Raw genomic sequence first — 16,733 nt, 5'->3', positions numbered from 1 at the left:
AAAAAGCCTGAACGTATCAACGTTCAAGCTTAGTATGGCTTAAAGAGGGAAACCTATCCGCTATCAAATATTGGATTAAATGGCTTTTACATTAAGCTTCAAGTAATCCTCAAGGAAGTTCCCAATGCCGTCATCCATATTGGAATGGGTGATATGCTTTGCGACACTTTTCAATTGGTCGATGCTATTTTGCATGGCAACACCAACTCCTGCAAATTCGATCATTTCGAGATCATTATCTTCATCACCAAACGCAATAATCCTGTCTTTCGGGATATGATAATAGCGAGCGATCTTATCAAGACCTACTGCTTTATTCATCCCGGCACGGACGATTTCGATTACGTGCCAAGGAGCACCCCATTTTCGATGCTCAATCAGCTCGGCATGATTATCGTCCAATTCCTGTCTAAGCTCTTTTACCTGGTCTTCGTGCGGGTAAATCAATAAAGAGGTAGGATCCTCTTTTAAATGGGTCTGTAAGTCGCCGATCGTCACAGGATGATTGTCATGGGTATGGAATATTTCCATCACTTCCTGATCATACTGGTCCAGATACACGTCATCCATGATTTCCGCAAGCATGTTTTTCACTTCCAGCTCATAGCAGGATTCGATGATTTTTCTCGCTGTACGTATAGGAAGCGGAGAGTGAAGGGCATCCCACTTATGGTCTGTCGGGTGGTGGATTAAAGCACCATTGAAATTGACCATCGGTGTATCCAAACCCAATTCATGGTAAAAGTCAATACTTGCCCGATGTGGCCTGCCGGTAGCAATAACCACGATGTGTCCTTCTTCTATTGCTTTCAGGACAGTTCGTTTCGTACGTTCACTGATCACTTTTTCATCCGTAAGCAATGTGCCGTCTAAATCCAAAGCGATTAAATGCTGTTGTTTGTTCATATTATTCACCTCGTCTGCTTCTAAGTGTATATTATCTGTATGTTTTTGCAAATGATTGCATTCCCATATCCATTGCTTTTCAAGTGGGAGAATGAGTGTTACGCTTTAATTATATATTGTCAATATTAGGATTTTTTTAACCGCAAGTAAAGTTTTTAATAAAGAAGGGAACAGGAATAATGGTAACGGTTTATCGTGAAACTATAAGAGAAATTCCGGTTTTACATGTCGTCGAAACAGAGAGATATGATGACAAGCTTCCTGTTGTTACATATTTCCATGGCTTCACATCTGCTAAAGAACATAATCTGCCACAGGCTTACCTGATGGCCAGAAAAGGGTTCCGGGTAATATTACCGGACAGTAATTATCACGGAGAAAGAGAAATCGACCAATCCCATCAGGATCTGCAGTTTAAATTTTGGGAAATTGTTAAATCGAACCTTACTGAACTTGCAGACATCAAAGAAGAAATGGATTCAAAAGACTTGGTTAAAGGAGAAAAATTCATCGTCAGTGGTACAAGCATGGGAGGTATAACAACTGCTGCTGCCCTGACAAAGTATCCGTGGATTGATATTGCTGCCGTGATGATGGGTTCCCCGAAGCCGTTGGCATTTGCGGAAAAAATGATCGCAGATGTCAGGCAGATGGGAGTGGAATTGCCGATAGAGGAAAAGCAAATCAACGAGCTGATGAAGTCCCTGACAGATATCGATCTGTCCATGCAGCCAGACAAATTACAGGGACGTCCTATATTCTTTTGGCATGGAGATGCGGATCCTGTCGTCCCATTTGATCATTCCTACGAATTTTATAATGAAGTGATCAGCCATTATAAAAATCCTGAGAACATCCGATTTTTAAGAGAAGTGGGAAGGGACCACAAAGTCAGCAGATTCGCCATTTTAGAGCTGGTCAATTGGTTGGAAAAACACGTATAAGTGATTTATATCATTTTAAACACACAGGGTTTTTGTTTATAATGAAATTGAACAAAATTGAAGGGGGAAGCATTGTGGATAAAGCACTTGAAGAAAACTTGATGGGCGCTCTGGAAAATGTCATCGATCCTGAGCTTGGCATAGATATCGTCAACCTTGGTCTTGTTTACGGGGTTGATATCGATGATGAGGGAGTAGCTACCGTAACCATGACTTTGACAGCGATGGGCTGCCCGCTTGCTGGAGTAATCGAACAAGATGTCAAACGGGTATTGTCTGATATCCCAGAAGTGAAAGAGGCAAACGTCAACATCGTTTGGAACCCGCCTTGGACAAAAGACAAGATGAGCCGTTACGCTAAAATTGCTCTTGGAATTCCAGATTGATGGACAAGCAGACTCTGCCCGTATGAGGCAGAGTCTTTTTCCTTTTACTGCCTGTAAAACATAAAGGGGGGAGTCCATGGCAGGGAATTATGATTTTCCCATCATCCAGGTTGTCGGCTATAAAAATTCCGGAAAAACGACAGTCACCGCAGAGCTGATCAATTATGCTTCCAGTCAGGGCATACGTGTTGCTTCCCTGAAACACCATGGGCACAGCACCGCGCTTACCCCCGTCCATACAATCACAGACAGCAGCCGTCATAAACAGGCAGGTGCATTTTTATCAGGTGTGGAAGGCGGAGGAGCAATACAGCTGGAGTTCAACGAAATCGAGTCACTTCCGCTTGAACGCCTGTTGGATATTTATGAAATATTCACACCGGATTTAGTAATCATGGAAGGGTTTAAAAAATACGACTATCCTAAAATTGTGCTAATAAAAAATGAAAAAGAAATGGAACTGGCTTCCTCTTTATCGAACGTAAGGGCTGTTATCGCCTGGGAAAATGTCACTGCGGATGTTCCAATTTTTCATATCAATAAATGGCGACAGCAGCTTTCGGAACTCATGAGACTGCTGTTGGAAGAAGGAGGCTCCTGATGAGCAAGCGGTTTTGGATTACAGAAACGCCGATTTCCATTCCTGAGGTCGTGGATATCGTCAGCCGAAGAGAAGCAGGTGCTATAAACACCTTCATCGGTACAGTCCGGGAATTCACCAAGGGAAAACGCACGCTGTATCTTGAATATCAGGCTTATGTTCCTATGGCTGAAAAAAAGCTCGCCCAAATTGGAGAGGAGATCAAAGAGAAATGGCCTGATGCTGAGACTGCTATTTCTCACCGTATCGGACATTTGGATATAAAGGATATTGCCGTGGTCATCGCCGTTTCGACACCACACCGTGCAGATTCCTACGATGCAAGCAGGTATGCAATTGAACGAATCAAGGAAATTGTACCGATCTGGAAAAAAGAACATTGGGAAGATGGGGAAGAATGGATCGGAGACCAAAAAGAAACAAAGGCATATCCGAAAGGGTATCCCGAGGAGAGTGATCAGCTATGACAAAAATTTTACTCTTTGCAGGTTTACAGGAAAAGACAGGCGAAGAAGCAATCGAGCTTGATTTTTCAAAGGGCAGTGTCAAAGATCTGAGGGAGCAGCTGCTTCAAGAGTACCAATTAGAGGATTTCAAGACAGCAATGGTGGCGATCAATGAAGAATTCGCAGCTAACGACCGTCTCATTGAACAGGGAGATATCGTCGCTTTTATCCCTCCGGTAAGCGGGGGATAAACTATAAAAAAGTGCCAGCCGCCAAGAAGGTGGCTGGCACGTTTTGTTACATCAGCATTTGCTTGGCATGGGCACTCATTTTGTCCGGTGACCATGCTGGATGCCAGACCAGGTCTACTTTGACATCATTGACTTCATCTATTCCATAGATCATCGTTTCCGCTCCCCCGACGATACTGTCGTGCAATGGACAACCAGGTGTGGTCAGCGTCATTTTGACGTGTACATCATTGTTCTGGCTGACATGAATATCATACACCAGACCGAGATCAACGATGTTGATGCCAAGCTCTGGGTCAATGACCTGGTATAATGCTTCCTCCACCCTTTTAACTAACTCCATTTTTCTTCCTCCTTTCATTACCGGGTCAAAACACGGATAATCGATGACACATAGCAAAGTGATGTAACAGATATAATCCCTTGAAATCCCCAGACCAGTGCAGGTACGTGTAATAACGAGGCGGATGTTAATCCAAGCACACCGATGGTCAAGGAAATAAACAGGGTGGAGCCCCACTTTTCCTGAATCATATCCTTCAGAACCGGCACGTCCTTTTTACCGACATGTCCGGAATATTTATGCGTCCACCAGAGGAAGGGCACAATTTTATACAGATATCCCATGATGCTGAAAATGATCCAGATCATGATATAAAGATAAATTCCCCAGCTCCAGATTCTGCTGTCTTCTACTTGGAACAGGCTTAATCCGAATGCAGCAAAATGAAGTAACCAGCCGAAGCCGATGGCAATTAATGAAAATAGGAAGGGACGATCCAGCTTTTTTTTAATCCTTTTCTGCAGAATTTCCTTCATGTCTAAAACGAAAAATGTAAACCCTGCAAACATCAGCCCCCAGGCGCTAATAAGCCCGGCAGGCATTTCGAGCCATACAGATACCAGCAGAAGTACCAGCCCGCCGCAATATGTAACGAAAGCTTTTTTTGCCCATTTCATTTCAAAACCATGGGAAAGACTGAACATTGGTACCATCTTATAGGAAAAACCGAAAATCAGCAGAGTGAACCAGCCTGTCAATCCAAACAGCAAATGTGTCTGAAGTAAATGATTATGATAGCTGAAGCCATACTTCATGCTCCAAGTCAATCCGAATCCGGCAATGATGGTTAGCAGCAGGCTAATGAGGGCGCTCCCGACGAACCAGCTCATGATATTTTTCTGTTTCTGGCGGGTTAGGGTCATCAGCATCTGGAATAAAAACATGATGACGCCAAGGACAGCCAGCCCACCGCCGATCATGGCATATGCCGGAAAAAAGGACAGTGACAAGGAAAGGAACAGGACCCCCGCTGCTGTTAAGAAGAATTGGACGAATCCGAATGTTTCATTCCAGATAGCTGTTAAAAAAGCGACTGGAACAAGCTGATACATTGCTCCCATTACAACCATGACTGCCCAGCCAAGCAGCAGGAAGTGGGCGGCCATCCAAATGTCCGGCATACGGAATACACCATTTGTTAATGAATCACTGTTCAGAAACAGGATGATTTGCGAGATGACAAACGACCCCAGTCCAAACATAATGAAGGATAATGGAAGTTTGATGTTCGTTTCAGTTTTTTGGTTTGCTGCTGGTTGGTTCAAGGCAGGTATCATTGTTATCCACCAGATTTCCTGATTGTGATTCGGAAACTGCCGTCACTTTGTTCCTGCGTTTCATAATGATGCCCGAGTTCATCCAGCTCGGCAAACAAAAACATGGGTCTCCGGTCATTGATAATGACCAGCTGATCTCCGGTCTCCAACTCTTCCAGGGCTGTTAGTGTCCTCATCATCGGCTGCGGAGGCTGGAGGCCTCTGTTATCAAGTAACATTATTCTCCCTGCCTTTTTGTGAAAACAACCCGCCAGTGTTTTGGGGCTATGTTTTCAGCCTCATGATCGAAACCTTTTTTGTCCAGTACCTTAAACAGGGGTACAGGCTTGAACGGAGCATGAAGTATAAGCGCTTCCCCTTTTTTAAGGCCAGATACAGCAGCCATGATTTTTTGAAAGGGCTCCTTCTTAAGCTTCAAATCTTCCCGTACATCCAATTCCACAAAAGATGTTGGAATTTTCATCAACATCACCTCTTATTTGGTATACCCCTATGATAATCATTTTCAATTAGCTGTGATGTGATGCAAATCACGGTTTAAAATAATTCTTCTTCTAAAGCATCTGGATGGATTTTGAAATAACCATCCGTATCGGTATACACAAGCTTTTTCTTTTTTAGCTGTGTCAGTGTCCTGCTTACCGTTTCACGGCTTGAGCCGATCATGTTCGCAAGTTCCCGGTTTGTAAAATGGGTCTGAAGCTTGATCCAGTCATTTTTTTCTTCTATTCCGTAAAGCTTACCGAGACGGAGAAGCAGCATAATGATTTGCTCGTAAGTGTTATGAAGAATCTGTTCCTCCAGTCGGTTCTGCAAATCAACGATTTTATCTCCGAGAACTTTGAACATCTTGACGGAGATCTCCGGATGATTGATAAGGAATTGCTCAAAAGATGGGATTGGAATATAAATCAGTGTGGCTTCGTCTAAAATTTCTGCGTGCGCGGGACACTCATCTTTCCGGAAAAAACCTTGGTGGGGAAACATATCTCCTGGCTGAAGCACATTAACAATCTGTTCTCTCCCGTGGAAGTCTGTCTTATAGATCTTCACTCTGCCCTGGCTGATAAAATATACGTTCGTGAGCGGGTCTCCTTGCATGAAAACATGTGTGCCGGAGCGGTAAACACGAGATTTGGCCAGCTCAATCACCGGCTCCATCTCGGTATCAGTCAAATCTTTGAATAACGGAACATTCTGTAATAACTGCTGGGTAGAATGGAACGCCATTTCCCTGATCATCCTTTCACTTTTAATCTCTTTATAGTGTAGCATCTATAACCTGTATGACAGATAGATAATTTTGAACACTTTTAAAAGTAAACCATTAAATAATCAGTGATTAAAATCACAGGTGTCGCATGCTTCCCCTCACACCATGGATGTCGAAATAACGGTACGATAATACCCAGTTAGACAAAGGGGAAGTGAACCAGCATAGTTTCTTGAGAAAAGAACGTGTTGCTATTCCCTTGAGCTGCTATCAATAGAAAAAAATAACTAGGAAATAAAAATGAAGGAAATGACGTTTAAGGCAAAAATTAATGCACCGGATATCGAGCCGAAAATCAGACATCCACGGATTTTCGATACTTTCGACAACCTGGAAGATGGTGAAACACTGGAGCTGACCAATGACCACGATCCACGCCCGCTTCATTATCAATTCATGATGGAACGGGAAGGAAAGTTCGAGTGGAGTTACTTAGAAGAAGGGCCGGATATTTGGAGAGTGGCAATCACTAAAAGATGACTGATAAGGACGCATTCTGATGAAGCCTGTAATGGCCGGTTTCAGGATGCGTCATTTTTTCACTTTAAGAAGTTTAATTTTGTTAAAGGATTAAAGTATAAGTAAAACGAAGGCTTCAGCCATAAGGACTTGGCGACAAGCCAAGTTTTCTAATGCCTGGAAGATAAGCTTTTGCTGATTGTAATATGCTCATTCAGCACTTAATTAAGCTCGCCAACGCATGAATACGCTCGTTCCGTACAGAAATAACGCTCGCCCAGCCTCCATTTATGCTTGCCAATGCGCAATATATGCTCGCCAGACTTCTATTAGCCGCTCTCTCTACTCATCTAGGCTACTAACCGTGGAATAAGCTTTTGCTTGTGATGAACATCACAACTCCACTGCTGTTATTCAGCTACAATAAAAACATGAAGATGGTGGAAATGAGAGTTATTTTTAAGGGGGAAATATCATGTTCAACCGTGATTACAACGAAAATCCTTTTATCGTGATATGGGAATTGACGAGGGCTTGTGAGCTGAAATGTCTACACTGCCGTGCGGAGGCTCAATATAAACGAGATCCAAGGGAATTGACATATGAACAGGGTAAAAAACTGATCGATGACATTTATGAAATGGACAATCCGATGCTTGTATTTACTGGGGGAGATCCGCTCATGCGGCCGGATGTATTTGATATTGCAAAGTATGCAGTGGATAAAGGTGTCAGGGTCTCCATGACACCATCTGCCACTCCTAATGTGACGAAGGAGGCAATGGAAAAGGCCCGTGATGTAGGATTATCCAGATGGGCATTCAGTCTGGATGGGCACAATGCAGCCATCCATGATCATTTCCGCGGCACAAACGGTTCGTTCGACTTAACGATGAATGCTATCAACTACTTGCATGAATTAAACATGCCTATTCAAATCAACACGGTTATTTCCAGGTACAATTATGATTATCTGGAGGAAATGGCTGCTTTGATTGAAAAACTGGATTGTGTGTTATGGAGTGTATTTTTTCTTGTACCGACAGGCCGAGGTCAGGAAAAAGATATGATTACACCTGTTGAACACGAAAAAACATTCATTTGGCTGTATGAATTGTCAAAACGGGTTTCCTTCGATATTAAGACAACTGCGGCTCAGCATTATCGTCGAGTGGTCATTCAAAAGAAAATGAGGGAACAAAAGGTGGGTAGTGATGGCAGGGAAATCCGCTATAAGGATGCACTGATGAATGGCACGACAGGCATGATTGACGGGCTTGGCCGTGCACCAAAAGGAGTAAATGATGGCAACGGATTTGTTTTCATCTCTCATATCGGTGATGTTTACCCGAGCGGGCTGCTGCCGGTTAAAGCAGGGAATGTTAAGGAAACACCACTCGCTGCCATTTATCGTGAGTCTGAAGTGTTTAAAAATCTCAGAAATCCCGATGCTTATAAAGGAAAGTGCGGCGTTTGTGAGTTCCGGCATGTCTGCGGCGGTTCACGATCAAGAGCTTATGCGATGACAGGAGATTATATGGAAAGTGAACCATACTGTGTCTATACACCAAAAGCGATGCGGGAGAAAAAATTGTCCAGTTAAATGGGATTTGAAGAAATGAATTAGGAGGGAAGGGCATGAATTTATATATGCCGAAACAACATGGCGCATGGGCGATGCTGGTACTGCCTTTTTTACTTGGAATAATTGCTGGAGGATTCAGCTGGTGGCAGGTACCTTTATTAATTGGCTGGATTTCCTTGTATCTGGCAACCTATCCATTGATCATGGCAGTAAAGAAAAAGAAGATAGAATTCCATTTGTCCTGGTTCTATAAATATATAAGTGTTGCAACACTTGCTCTGTTACCTGTTGTAATCTTTAATACGACGTTATTCTGGGTCGGGCTCATGATGGTTCCGTTTTTTATCATTAATATAGTATTTGGGAAACATAATAAAGATCGCTCGTTATGGAATGACTTATCTGCTATCGCTGCATTCAGCTTCAGTGGTATGGCAACCTATTATTTAGGTTCGGGTAGTATAGACAGTACCGCCTGGTTGATTGTCGCGATCCCCATTCTTTTTTTCACAGGAAGTACTTTATTTGTGAAAACTATGATCAGAGAAAAGAAAAATCCAGCTTATCGCTGGATCTCCTGGGGATACCATATCTTTGTTGTCGGATTAGGGGCAGCTTTGGGGTCATGGCTATTGACCGTTGCTTTTCTCCCTAGCCTCGTCAGAGCTGTTTATTTATATGGAAGGAAAATGAAACCGATGGAAATGGGGATTCTCGAAATCGGCAACTCTGCAGTTTTTCTGGCAATCATATCGATAAGCTTTTTCTGATTATTCGATCCTGCATAGATAAATGGGGCAGTTGTCACAGTTTATTTCATCTTTTAAAAATGGAAGCTCGTTCACGACAATCTTGTTCCTATCCATGGAAAGAATGCCTTTCTTTTTCAAATCATTGAGCATTCGATTGACACTTTCCCTTGAGGTAGCACAAAAATTGGCAAGCTCCTGGTTGGTAAGGACAATGTCGATCAATATGCCGTCTTCCCGTTTGATTCCATAACTGTTTGTAAGACGAATCAAGGTGGAATACAAAGCGCCTTTTTTACCGTGAAGCACCAAGTCCCGGAATTTTGTCTGGGTCCTTTGTAAATGTTCACTCATCCAGCGCATGAATTCGAAAGCTAGGGGGCTGTTGTGCATCAGCTCCCTTTCGAGATGATCCTTTTTAATGATAGCAACTTCTGCGTCTTCTATAATTTTCGCACTGAACAAATATTTGGCGTCTGCCTGGAACAGGGTCAATTCTCCAGTCATGTCTCCTTCCCGGCAAATACTGATCGATAGCTCGCGCCCGTCCGAGGTGAACTTGCCGATTTGAATTCGTCCGGATTTGATGATGAACAGCTTATCAGCGATTCCCCCTTCATGGAAGAGAAAGCGATTTTTCTTTATTTTCGTGACATGGTCCACGGAGGCTAATAATTCCTTCAAATCCTTGGAGATATACAACCTGGTCTGTTGTTGTTCCACCAAATTGATCACGCCTTATCGTAAATTTTTTCAACACATTGGTTTGGTCTTTTCCATTATATAGGTACCAAAAAGATCCTACAAAGCTTTTTAAACGACAGGATGCCAGGATTTTTGCAAAAAATGGACTGGAAAAAGTTAATAACATAATATAAACCGAACTATTTCATTGAAATAAGTTCGGTTTATAGGTGCGCCAGACAACCGCTTCTTCCAAACACTTCGCTTTCCGTGGCCACGGCTTAAAGTCTTCCTGGTCTGGTGACCTTCTTGGCCAGGTGGACCTTTAACTTGTGCTGTTCCCGCAGTAGTCTTCGTATATACAATGCATCGTTTCTCCCTCTAAGGCTGTCGAAAAAACTTCCGTAACTGTAAAAATAAAAACCTCTCGACGATTTTGGAATGAAGAAGCTTTTCTCAGGTTAAAGAAATAGGATCGCTAATGTTCCTACAATAAAGCAATAGAAGGTAAAATATTTCAAATTACCTTTTGCCATGATATCCATGAACCATAGCAGGGCATAATAAGACGCAACGATAGCTGCTATAACTGCCAGCAGCCAGGGTAGCCAAACCACTGATAAATCATTCTCGAGCAAATCCCCGATAGACAATAACATCGTACCAAGGCTGACAGGGATATATAATAGGAAAGAGAACCGGAGAGCTGTTTCCTGTTTCATCCCGATCAGCATAGCTGCGACAATTGTGGCACCAGAACGGCTTATCCCTGGTATCAAGGCAACGGATTGGGCGAGTCCTACAATCAATGCGTCTTTCCAGGTAAGGGCTCCTTCACCCTTATGCCCGCGCAGGTTTCGGATAATCCAAAGCGCGATGCCAGTGATGATCAATGTAATCCCGACAAGCTTTGGTCCTTTGAAGGTCGCTGCAATCCAATCCTCAAACAATATACCGAGAACACCTGCCGGGATGGTACCGATAATCAGATATAAAATGAAATTGAATTCAGATTGGTCTCTTTCTTCCCGATATTTTATATACCTGAACCCATTCTGAGCAAGCCGGATAATATCATGCCGATAGATGATCAGGACAGCGATCAACGAACCGAAATTGAGGAGGACTTCGAATTCAAGTCCTTTCAGCTGTATGCCAAATATATTCTGAAGCAGTACAAGGTGTCCGCTTGAGGAGATGGGGATAGGCTCGGTAATTCCCTGGAATAAGCCTAAAAATACATATTTTAAAACAATCCAAAATTCTATTGTCGTTTCCACGTCAAAACCCTCCTGATTTTTTACAATTATGTATAGTTGGTATCAAACCTGTCTTCCTGCACATGATAATACTATAAAGACTGGGAAGGAGTGTGTGCAATGGGCCAAAGACACCAATTCAAATCTGGGGACCACGCCCCTAATAATGGTCATTATGTCGAAATAGGTGAAACGGGCAGTATGGTAACGGATCCTCAACATATCCAACTGAAAGCAGGCGACCGTTTTCCGGAAACAACCAATAAAGATCGAGTATGGACATATAAAAGAAAGCCGTAATAAGAAAGCAAAAAGTCGCGCACTGAGCGCGACTTTCTTTCATTCATATGGGATTAAAATCGTGTCAGGCTTCATCCTTAATCAGTGATTCACCAAGCAGGAAGGCAGCTCCTGAGAAGAGTACAGTCAATACAATCACTTGTACAAAGTTGAAATGGGAACCAGACATATTGCTGATTACATATGTAATCATTAGACTTAATAGGAAAGCCCAAAATACCGTCCAAAAATAACGCATGTATGTTCACCTCATTTTGCCTATTCTACACATAGTTTACCAAAGGGCGGCAGAAAAATAAATAGTAATCGCTTGAATGACGGATTAATTGAATATCCCCCAGCCTGGACTGAATAAACTCATAGTATCAAAGGGGGAAATGAAATGGCTTATGTCATCGATTCCTGTTTCCATTGGATTGGTTATCATATGGTTCAGCATTTGCTTAACAAAGGGTTCGAAGTGATTGGTGTGGATGCTCTGGAAGATGAAAAAAAGGAAGCCTTGTATATGTTTGTCGGGAGAAACAGCTGCTTTCAACATTTTCATACACTAGGGGAAATTGAGCGGTATTCAGACCGGGGGCAGATAGATGGGATTATTGGTGTTACGGAAGGGAACTTGCATGATTATCCTTATGGCCAAATTAAAATTGCAGACAGTATTCATGAACTCCAGGAAAGCAAGGATATTGAAAACATACGTGTTCCTCTTTCGTACGGTGAATGGATGCCGCGAGATGAAACTTATGGTTTTCCTGGGGATCATCAGATAGTGATGGAGGATCTGGTTGAATCCGAGTCTGCTTGTTACATTGAAGATTTCATAAAGGAGATTCTTGAAAAGGTTACCGGAAATACCCATAGAACAGGTGGGAAGAGTAACGACATAGCAGCCCGGGACCTGGCAGGCCATTTGAATGACCATTTCCAAAGGCATAAGCACATTTATATGGCAGGTAATTCCATGTGAGAGGCTTTTCACGAACAGCTTAATTGTGTAGAATACGTTAATAATAATGGTAAAACATTTACTTATTGACCAAGATGTAGTTAAAATAAATATAGCAATTATGTATTTTTTTAGGAGTGCTGTTCGTGAAAAAGCTGCTTTTAATGGTATTGTCCCTCCCGGTATTAATGCTTGCTCTTACTGGCTGCAATAACAGCCTCGGTGAGGGCAAGGTCCATTCAGTCGGGATGCTTGTGGAGACCACCATCCATGATCAGGCATGGGGCAAGAAAGGATATGAGGGACTGCTTAAGATTCAAGATAAATACAATGTGGATATCTATTTTAAAGAAGGTGTCAAAAACCAGCAGCAGGTGAACAAAGCCGTGGACGAGCTGGTGGCAAAAGGCGTCAATGTCATTTTTGGACACAGTAGTGTATATGGAGAATATTTTAAAAGCATCCATGAAGCATATCCGGACGTTCATTTCATTTATTTTAACGGTGGGTTTGCTGCAGAAAATGTGACAAGTCTTAATTTCAGCGGGGAAGCCATGGGCTTTTTTGGCGGAGTAGTAGCTGGTGGTTTCACAAAAACCAATCAAGTCGGCCTGATTGCAGCTCACGAGTGGCAGCCTGAAGTGGAAGGGTTTTATGAAGGAGTAAAATACCAGAATCCTGAAGCGGAGGTAAATATCGCTTTTGTCCATAGCTGGGAAAACACAGAGCGAGCGATGAAATATTATGAAAGGATGAAAGAAAAAGGCGTGGACGTTTTTTACCCTGCTGGTGACGACTTCAATCCACCGCTTATCCAGCGCATACAGGAAGATGGGAAATACGCCATCGGTTATGTGTCTGACCAGTCAAGCCTTGCTGAACATACCGTTTTGACAAGTACTGTCCAGCATGTAGATCAAACATATGTACTCGCTATCGAGAGGCTGATTAACGGAGAATTACCTGGAGATACCATGGTGTTTGATTTCCAGGAAGGCGCAATTACGATGGGAAAATACAGTGATGCCGTTCCTGACCAATTAAAAGAAAATGTAAAAGAGATGGTCGCCACGTATAAAAAATCTGGTGAACTTCCAAGAGATAAATAAATGGCCTGGCAGCTGGACTTGAGATTGGACAAGCAGCTGCCGGGTTTTTTTCGCTGTTAAGGAAATTATAATATGAATGGGTGTGGATGACCCTTTGCAGTGGTTTTCATCTAACTTCAGCGCCTACCCCCTCGAGGTCTTAGGCCGAACCTCTCTGTGACATAGCCCGTCACGGCGAGGCTTGGCTTAAGCTGGTCGGGGGTGAGCAAGGCACTTCCGCTTTTGTCGCATCCAGCTTCAGCGCCTACCCCCTCGAGGTCTTAAGCCGATTCTCTCTGTGACAAAGGAGCGTCACGGCGAGACTCGACTTAAGCTGGTCGGGGGTGAACAAGGCGCTTCCGCTTTTGTCTATATAAGGGGAATACTATTTTTTGAACTTTTTGATTGTTTCTGACAAGTTTTTGATGTAAGGAGTAAAGGAACTGTAAGTGTCTGCCATACTTTTCACAATGCTCATCAAATCTACGGATGATTTTTCTTCGCTTTTTTGGTCTTCTTGATGTCCCTCCCGTCGTCGCTGACCAAACATCAGGTCATCGAAGGGGGCACGTCTGTCGTTCGGATTGTCTCGCTGCGCCATAAAAGCACCTCCTGCCACAGTTTATGCGGGAAGGCGGAGATACTCGTGGGCGGGAGAAATGGTTGCGAAAAAGGGTCGGATACATTAAAATTAGTACCAAGTCATAATAATTAGTATTAGATACTACCGTTAAGGGGATGAACACATGAAAGCAGGAATATTAGGTACAGGACATTTTGTACCGGAAAAAGTCCTCACGAATAAAGATTTGGAAGCAATGGTGGAAACCAATGACGAATGGATCCGTACGAGAACAGGTATTGAGGAACGCAGAATTGCTGGAGATGATATCGATACATCTGATATGGCATTCTATGCAGCTGAAAAATCATTGGAGAACGCTGGAATTGCAGCGGAGGAGCTGGATATGATTCTGGTGGCAACTGTAACTCCAGACACACCTTTCCCATCTGTCGCTTGCATGATACAGGAACGGTTAGGGGCTTCTAAAGCTGCTGCCATGGATGTCAGTGCTGCCTGTACAGGTTTTATGTATGGACTGACCACTGCAAAGCAGTTTATAGAATCAGGAGATTATCGTAATATATTAGTAGTAGGTGTAGAAAAACTATCCAAGATAGTCGACTGGGAGGACCGTAATACGTGTGTCCTTTTTGGTGACGGCGCTGGTGCTGCTGTTGTCGGCCCTGTAAGTGAAGGGAAAGGAATTCTCTCTTTTGAACTTGGATCCGATGGGGCGGGAGGCAAGCACCTTTATCAAGGCAAGCACCTCTTTATGAATGGACGGGAAGTATTCAAGTTCGCTGTTCGCCAGATGCCGGAAGCCTCGGTAAAGGTTGTTGAAAAGATCGGCGCCAATAAAGAGGACGTTGATTATTTGATTCCTCACCAGGCCAATATCCGGATCATGGAGGCTGCACGCGAGAGACTCGGTGTTTCGGAAGACAAAATGGCAAAGACAGTCAAAAAATACGGCAACACGTCAGCAGCTTCGATTCCAATCGCTTTAGCAGAAGCGGTGGAAGAAGGTAAAATAAAAGATAATGATCTTGTTGTTCTCGTAGGTTTCGGTGGAGGACTCACCTGGGGAGCCGTCGCTCTTCGCTGGGGAAAGTAGAAGGAGGATTTTAGCAATGGAAAAGAAACGTGTAGTGATTACAGGCATGGGTGCTGTATCACCAGTCGGCAACAATGTCGATGAGATGTGGGATAGTATCATTTCCGGCCGCTCCGGCATTGATACGATTACCAAGGTGAATAAGGACGATTATCCTGCGAAAGTAGCAGCAGAAGTCAAAGACTTCAACCCGACTGATTTTATTGATAAAAAAGAAGCACGGAAGATGGATCCGTTTACACAATACGCAGTAGCTGCTTCTTTGATGGCAGTGAAAGACGCCAACCTTGAAATAACAGATGAAATTGCCTACCGTACCGGAGTGTGGATTGGTTCCGGCATTGGTGGAATGGGAACTTATGAAGAGCAGTTCGAAAAATTCCTTGAAAAAGGTTATCGCCGGGTAAGCCCATTCTTTATCCCAATGATGATTCCGGATATGGCTGCCGGACAAGTTTCCATCACATTAGGTGCAAAAGCCATGAATTCCTGTTCTGTTACAGCATGCGCATCTGGTGCCAATTCGATTGGAGATGCTTTCAAAGTGATTCAGCGCGGTGATGCGGACATCATGATCACAGGAGGCACTGAGTCGCCAATGAACAAAATGTCGTTTGCAGGATTTTCAGCGGCACGGGCTCTATCATTCAATGAAGATCCGCAATCGGCGAGTCGTCCTTTCGATAAAAACCGTGATGGCTTTGTTATGGGAGAAGGCGCAGGAATCATTATTCTTGAAACGTTGGAATCTGCCCAAAAACGTGGTGCACACATTTACGGGGAAATCGTCGGTTATGGCGCAACTGGTGATGCCCACCATATCACAGCACCAGCACCAGAAGGGGAAGGGGCTGTCAGAGCCATGCAGCAAGCGTTGGACGATGCCGGCATGACACCGGAGGATATCGGTTACATCAACGCCCATGGTACTTCCACAGAACTCAATGATAAGTTCGAAACGATGGCCGCCAGACAAGTATTTGGCGATCATGCCAACAAGCTTGCCATGTCCTCAACCAAATCGATGACTGGGCACCTGCTTGGGGCAGCTGGGGCTATCGAAGCCATTATTTCATTAAAAGCTATGGTGGAAGGAACACTTCCTCCAACCATCAACTACGAAACGCCTGATCCGGAATGTGATATGGATTATGTTCCGAATGAAGCGCGTAAAGCAGAGGTTGATGCAGTCATGAGTAATTCACTAGGATTCGGCGGGCATAATGCGAGCCTCGTCTTCAAAAAACACCAATAAATAAATGTAAGAGGATGGCCCGGTTGTTTCAGGCCATCCTCAACTTGTAGAGATTTACTTCTGCAAGTTATTTTTTTGTTTTAATATGCGAGCGAATACCAATCCCTTACCTTGCACGAACACCCAAGGCTCCTAGCGATACTCATGTGGCCATTTTTATAAACTTTTATAAAAGCTAAAGGTACTGTTTAACTTGTGGATTATTCTTACGAATCGCTTGTCGGTGGATGCTTGCCGCGGGCACGGCCTCAGCTAACTTGGTCAAGAAGACCATTTGACCAAGTGGATCTTCGGCTCGT

At 43.5% G+C, this 16,733-nt stretch carries 23 protein-coding genes; 13 read left to right on the top strand and 10 right to left on the bottom strand.

The features are described from left to right. Positions 1-75: 75 nt before the first annotated feature. On the bottom strand, positions 76-906 hold the full coding sequence (locus JOC33_RS14565) for a Cof-type HAD-IIB family hydrolase (protein WP_205093279.1): 831 nt from the start codon (positions 904-906) through the stop codon (positions 76-78). Positions 907-1,085: 179 nt separating this feature from the next. On the opposite strand from JOC33_RS14565, the gene JOC33_RS14560 reads away from it, so the two are divergent. The 5 genes from JOC33_RS14560 (at position 1,086) to moaD (ending at position 3,534) form a co-directional block, all read left to right on the top strand. Continuing rightward, positions 1,086-1,850, top strand: coding sequence for an alpha/beta fold hydrolase (locus JOC33_RS14560; RefSeq protein ID WP_205093278.1), 765 nt, complete (start codon positions 1,086-1,088; stop codon positions 1,848-1,850). A gap of 74 nt (positions 1,851-1,924) precedes the next feature. Then, positions 1,925-2,236 carry an iron-sulfur cluster assembly protein gene (locus tag JOC33_RS14555; protein ID WP_205093277.1) on the top strand — a complete coding sequence of 104 codons (312 nt, stop codon included), beginning with the start codon at positions 1,925-1,927 and terminating at the stop codon, positions 2,234-2,236. A 76-nt stretch (positions 2,237-2,312) separates the two neighbouring features. Further along, positions 2,313-2,837, top strand: coding sequence for a molybdopterin-guanine dinucleotide biosynthesis protein B (mobB, locus tag JOC33_RS14550; RefSeq protein WP_205093276.1), 525 nt, complete (start codon positions 2,313-2,315; stop codon positions 2,835-2,837). Beyond that, entirely contained in the window at positions 2,837-3,304 is a 468-nt protein-coding gene (locus tag JOC33_RS14545) for a molybdenum cofactor biosynthesis protein MoaE (protein WP_205093275.1), read from the top strand. The genes mobB and JOC33_RS14545 overlap by 1 nt, the downstream gene beginning before the upstream one ends. Further along, the gene (gene moaD / locus JOC33_RS14540) at positions 3,301-3,534 is read left to right on the top strand and encodes a molybdopterin converting factor subunit 1 (protein WP_205093274.1); all 234 of its coding nucleotides are present in this window, start codon (positions 3,301-3,303) and stop codon (positions 3,532-3,534) included. Before JOC33_RS14545 ends, moaD begins: the two co-directional genes overlap by 4 nt. Positions 3,535-3,580: 46 nt before the next feature. On the opposite strand, the gene JOC33_RS14535 is transcribed toward moaD, so the two are convergent. The 5 genes from JOC33_RS14535 to JOC33_RS14515 form a co-directional block, all read right to left on the bottom strand. Further along, positions 3,581-3,877 carry a metal-sulfur cluster assembly factor gene (locus JOC33_RS14535; protein WP_205093273.1) on the bottom strand — a complete coding sequence of 99 codons (297 nt, stop codon included), beginning with the start codon at positions 3,875-3,877 and terminating at the stop codon, positions 3,581-3,583. Between the two features lie 17 nt (positions 3,878-3,894). Beyond that, the gene (locus JOC33_RS14530) at positions 3,895-5,154 is read right to left on the bottom strand and encodes a hypothetical protein (RefSeq protein WP_205093272.1); all 1,260 of its coding nucleotides are present in this window, start codon (positions 5,152-5,154) and stop codon (positions 3,895-3,897) included. Between the two features lie 2 nt (positions 5,155-5,156). Then, positions 5,157-5,372 carry a DUF2249 domain-containing protein gene (locus tag JOC33_RS14525; RefSeq protein WP_205093271.1) on the bottom strand — a complete coding sequence of 72 codons (216 nt, stop codon included), beginning with the start codon at positions 5,370-5,372 and terminating at the stop codon, positions 5,157-5,159. Then, on the bottom strand, positions 5,372-5,617 hold the full coding sequence (locus JOC33_RS14520) for a DUF2249 domain-containing protein (protein WP_239534221.1): 246 nt from the start codon (positions 5,615-5,617) through the stop codon (positions 5,372-5,374). Before JOC33_RS14520 ends, JOC33_RS14525 begins: the two co-directional genes overlap by 1 nt. A 74-nt stretch (positions 5,618-5,691) precedes the next feature. Continuing rightward, positions 5,692-6,384 (bottom strand): Crp/Fnr family transcriptional regulator, encoded by a 693-nt coding sequence (locus tag JOC33_RS14515; protein WP_205093269.1) that lies wholly within the window; start codon positions 6,382-6,384, stop codon positions 5,692-5,694. A 292-nt stretch (positions 6,385-6,676) separates the two neighbouring features. Between JOC33_RS14515 and JOC33_RS14510 the strand changes: the two genes are divergently transcribed. From JOC33_RS14510 to JOC33_RS14500, 3 genes are all read left to right on the top strand, one after another. Then, complete coding sequence (locus JOC33_RS14510) at positions 6,677-6,907, top strand: DUF2249 domain-containing protein (RefSeq protein ID WP_205093358.1); 231 nt, start codon at positions 6,677-6,679, stop codon at positions 6,905-6,907. 454 nt (positions 6,908-7,361) lie between these two features. After that, positions 7,362-8,489 (top strand): TIGR04053 family radical SAM/SPASM domain-containing protein, encoded by a 1,128-nt coding sequence (locus JOC33_RS14505; RefSeq protein ID WP_205093268.1) that lies wholly within the window; start codon positions 7,362-7,364, stop codon positions 8,487-8,489. A gap of 35 nt (positions 8,490-8,524) precedes the next feature. Next, positions 8,525-9,241, top strand: coding sequence for a YwiC-like family protein (locus tag JOC33_RS14500; RefSeq protein ID WP_205093267.1), 717 nt, complete (start codon positions 8,525-8,527; stop codon positions 9,239-9,241). Here the strand turns inward: JOC33_RS14500 and JOC33_RS14495 are convergent, their stop codons facing one another. Together JOC33_RS14495 and JOC33_RS14490 are read right to left on the bottom strand one after the other, a co-directional pair. Next, positions 9,242-9,922 carry a Crp/Fnr family transcriptional regulator gene (locus tag JOC33_RS14495; protein ID WP_205093357.1) on the bottom strand — a complete coding sequence of 227 codons (681 nt, stop codon included), beginning with the start codon at positions 9,920-9,922 and terminating at the stop codon, positions 9,242-9,244. 443 nt (positions 9,923-10,365) lie between these two features. Beyond that, positions 10,366-11,184, bottom strand: a complete 819-nt coding sequence (locus tag JOC33_RS14490; protein ID WP_205093266.1) for an undecaprenyl-diphosphate phosphatase — start codon at positions 11,182-11,184, stop codon at positions 10,366-10,368. Positions 11,185-11,283: 99 nt separating this feature from the next. On the opposite strand from JOC33_RS14490, the gene JOC33_RS14485 reads away from it, so the two are divergent. Next, the gene (locus JOC33_RS14485) at positions 11,284-11,463 is read left to right on the top strand and encodes a YjzC family protein (protein WP_205093265.1); all 180 of its coding nucleotides are present in this window, start codon (positions 11,284-11,286) and stop codon (positions 11,461-11,463) included. A 64-nt stretch (positions 11,464-11,527) separates the two neighbouring features. Here the strand turns inward: JOC33_RS14485 and JOC33_RS14480 are convergent, their stop codons facing one another. Further along, positions 11,528-11,701 (bottom strand): YjzD family protein, encoded by a 174-nt coding sequence (locus JOC33_RS14480; RefSeq protein ID WP_205093264.1) that lies wholly within the window; start codon positions 11,699-11,701, stop codon positions 11,528-11,530. Positions 11,702-11,845: 144 nt separating this feature from the next. Here JOC33_RS14480 and JOC33_RS14475 point away from each other — a divergent pair, with 144 nt between their 5' ends. Together JOC33_RS14475 and JOC33_RS14470 are read left to right on the top strand one after the other, a co-directional pair. After that, complete coding sequence (locus JOC33_RS14475) at positions 11,846-12,433, top strand: hypothetical protein (protein WP_205093263.1); 588 nt, start codon at positions 11,846-11,848, stop codon at positions 12,431-12,433. Between the two features lie 125 nt (positions 12,434-12,558). Continuing rightward, a complete protein-coding gene (locus JOC33_RS14470; protein ID WP_338054531.1) occupies positions 12,559-13,521 on the top strand; it encodes a BMP family ABC transporter substrate-binding protein in 963 nt (320 codons plus the stop codon). A gap of 364 nt (positions 13,522-13,885) precedes the next feature. Here the strand turns inward: JOC33_RS14470 and JOC33_RS14465 are convergent, their stop codons facing one another. After that, entirely contained in the window at positions 13,886-14,101 is a 216-nt protein-coding gene (locus JOC33_RS14465; RefSeq protein WP_205093262.1) for a hypothetical protein, read from the bottom strand. Positions 14,102-14,246: 145 nt separating this feature from the next. Here JOC33_RS14465 and JOC33_RS14460 point away from each other — a divergent pair, with 145 nt between their 5' ends. Beyond that, a complete protein-coding gene (locus tag JOC33_RS14460) occupies positions 14,247-15,179 on the top strand; it encodes a beta-ketoacyl-ACP synthase III (RefSeq protein ID WP_205093261.1) in 933 nt (310 codons plus the stop codon). Between the two features lie 16 nt (positions 15,180-15,195). Continuing rightward, entirely contained in the window at positions 15,196-16,434 is a 1,239-nt protein-coding gene (fabF, locus tag JOC33_RS14455; RefSeq protein ID WP_205093260.1) for a beta-ketoacyl-ACP synthase II, read from the top strand. The last annotated feature ends 299 nt before the right edge of the window (positions 16,435-16,733 follow it).

The organism is Thalassobacillus pellis, assembly GCF_016908295.1.
Classification (GTDB): Bacteria; Bacillota; Bacilli; order Bacillales; family Halobacillaceae; genus Thalassobacillus; species Thalassobacillus pellis.
The sequence above is the reverse complement of the archived record's forward strand: the minus strand, read 5'-3'. Positions and strand labels throughout refer to the sequence as shown.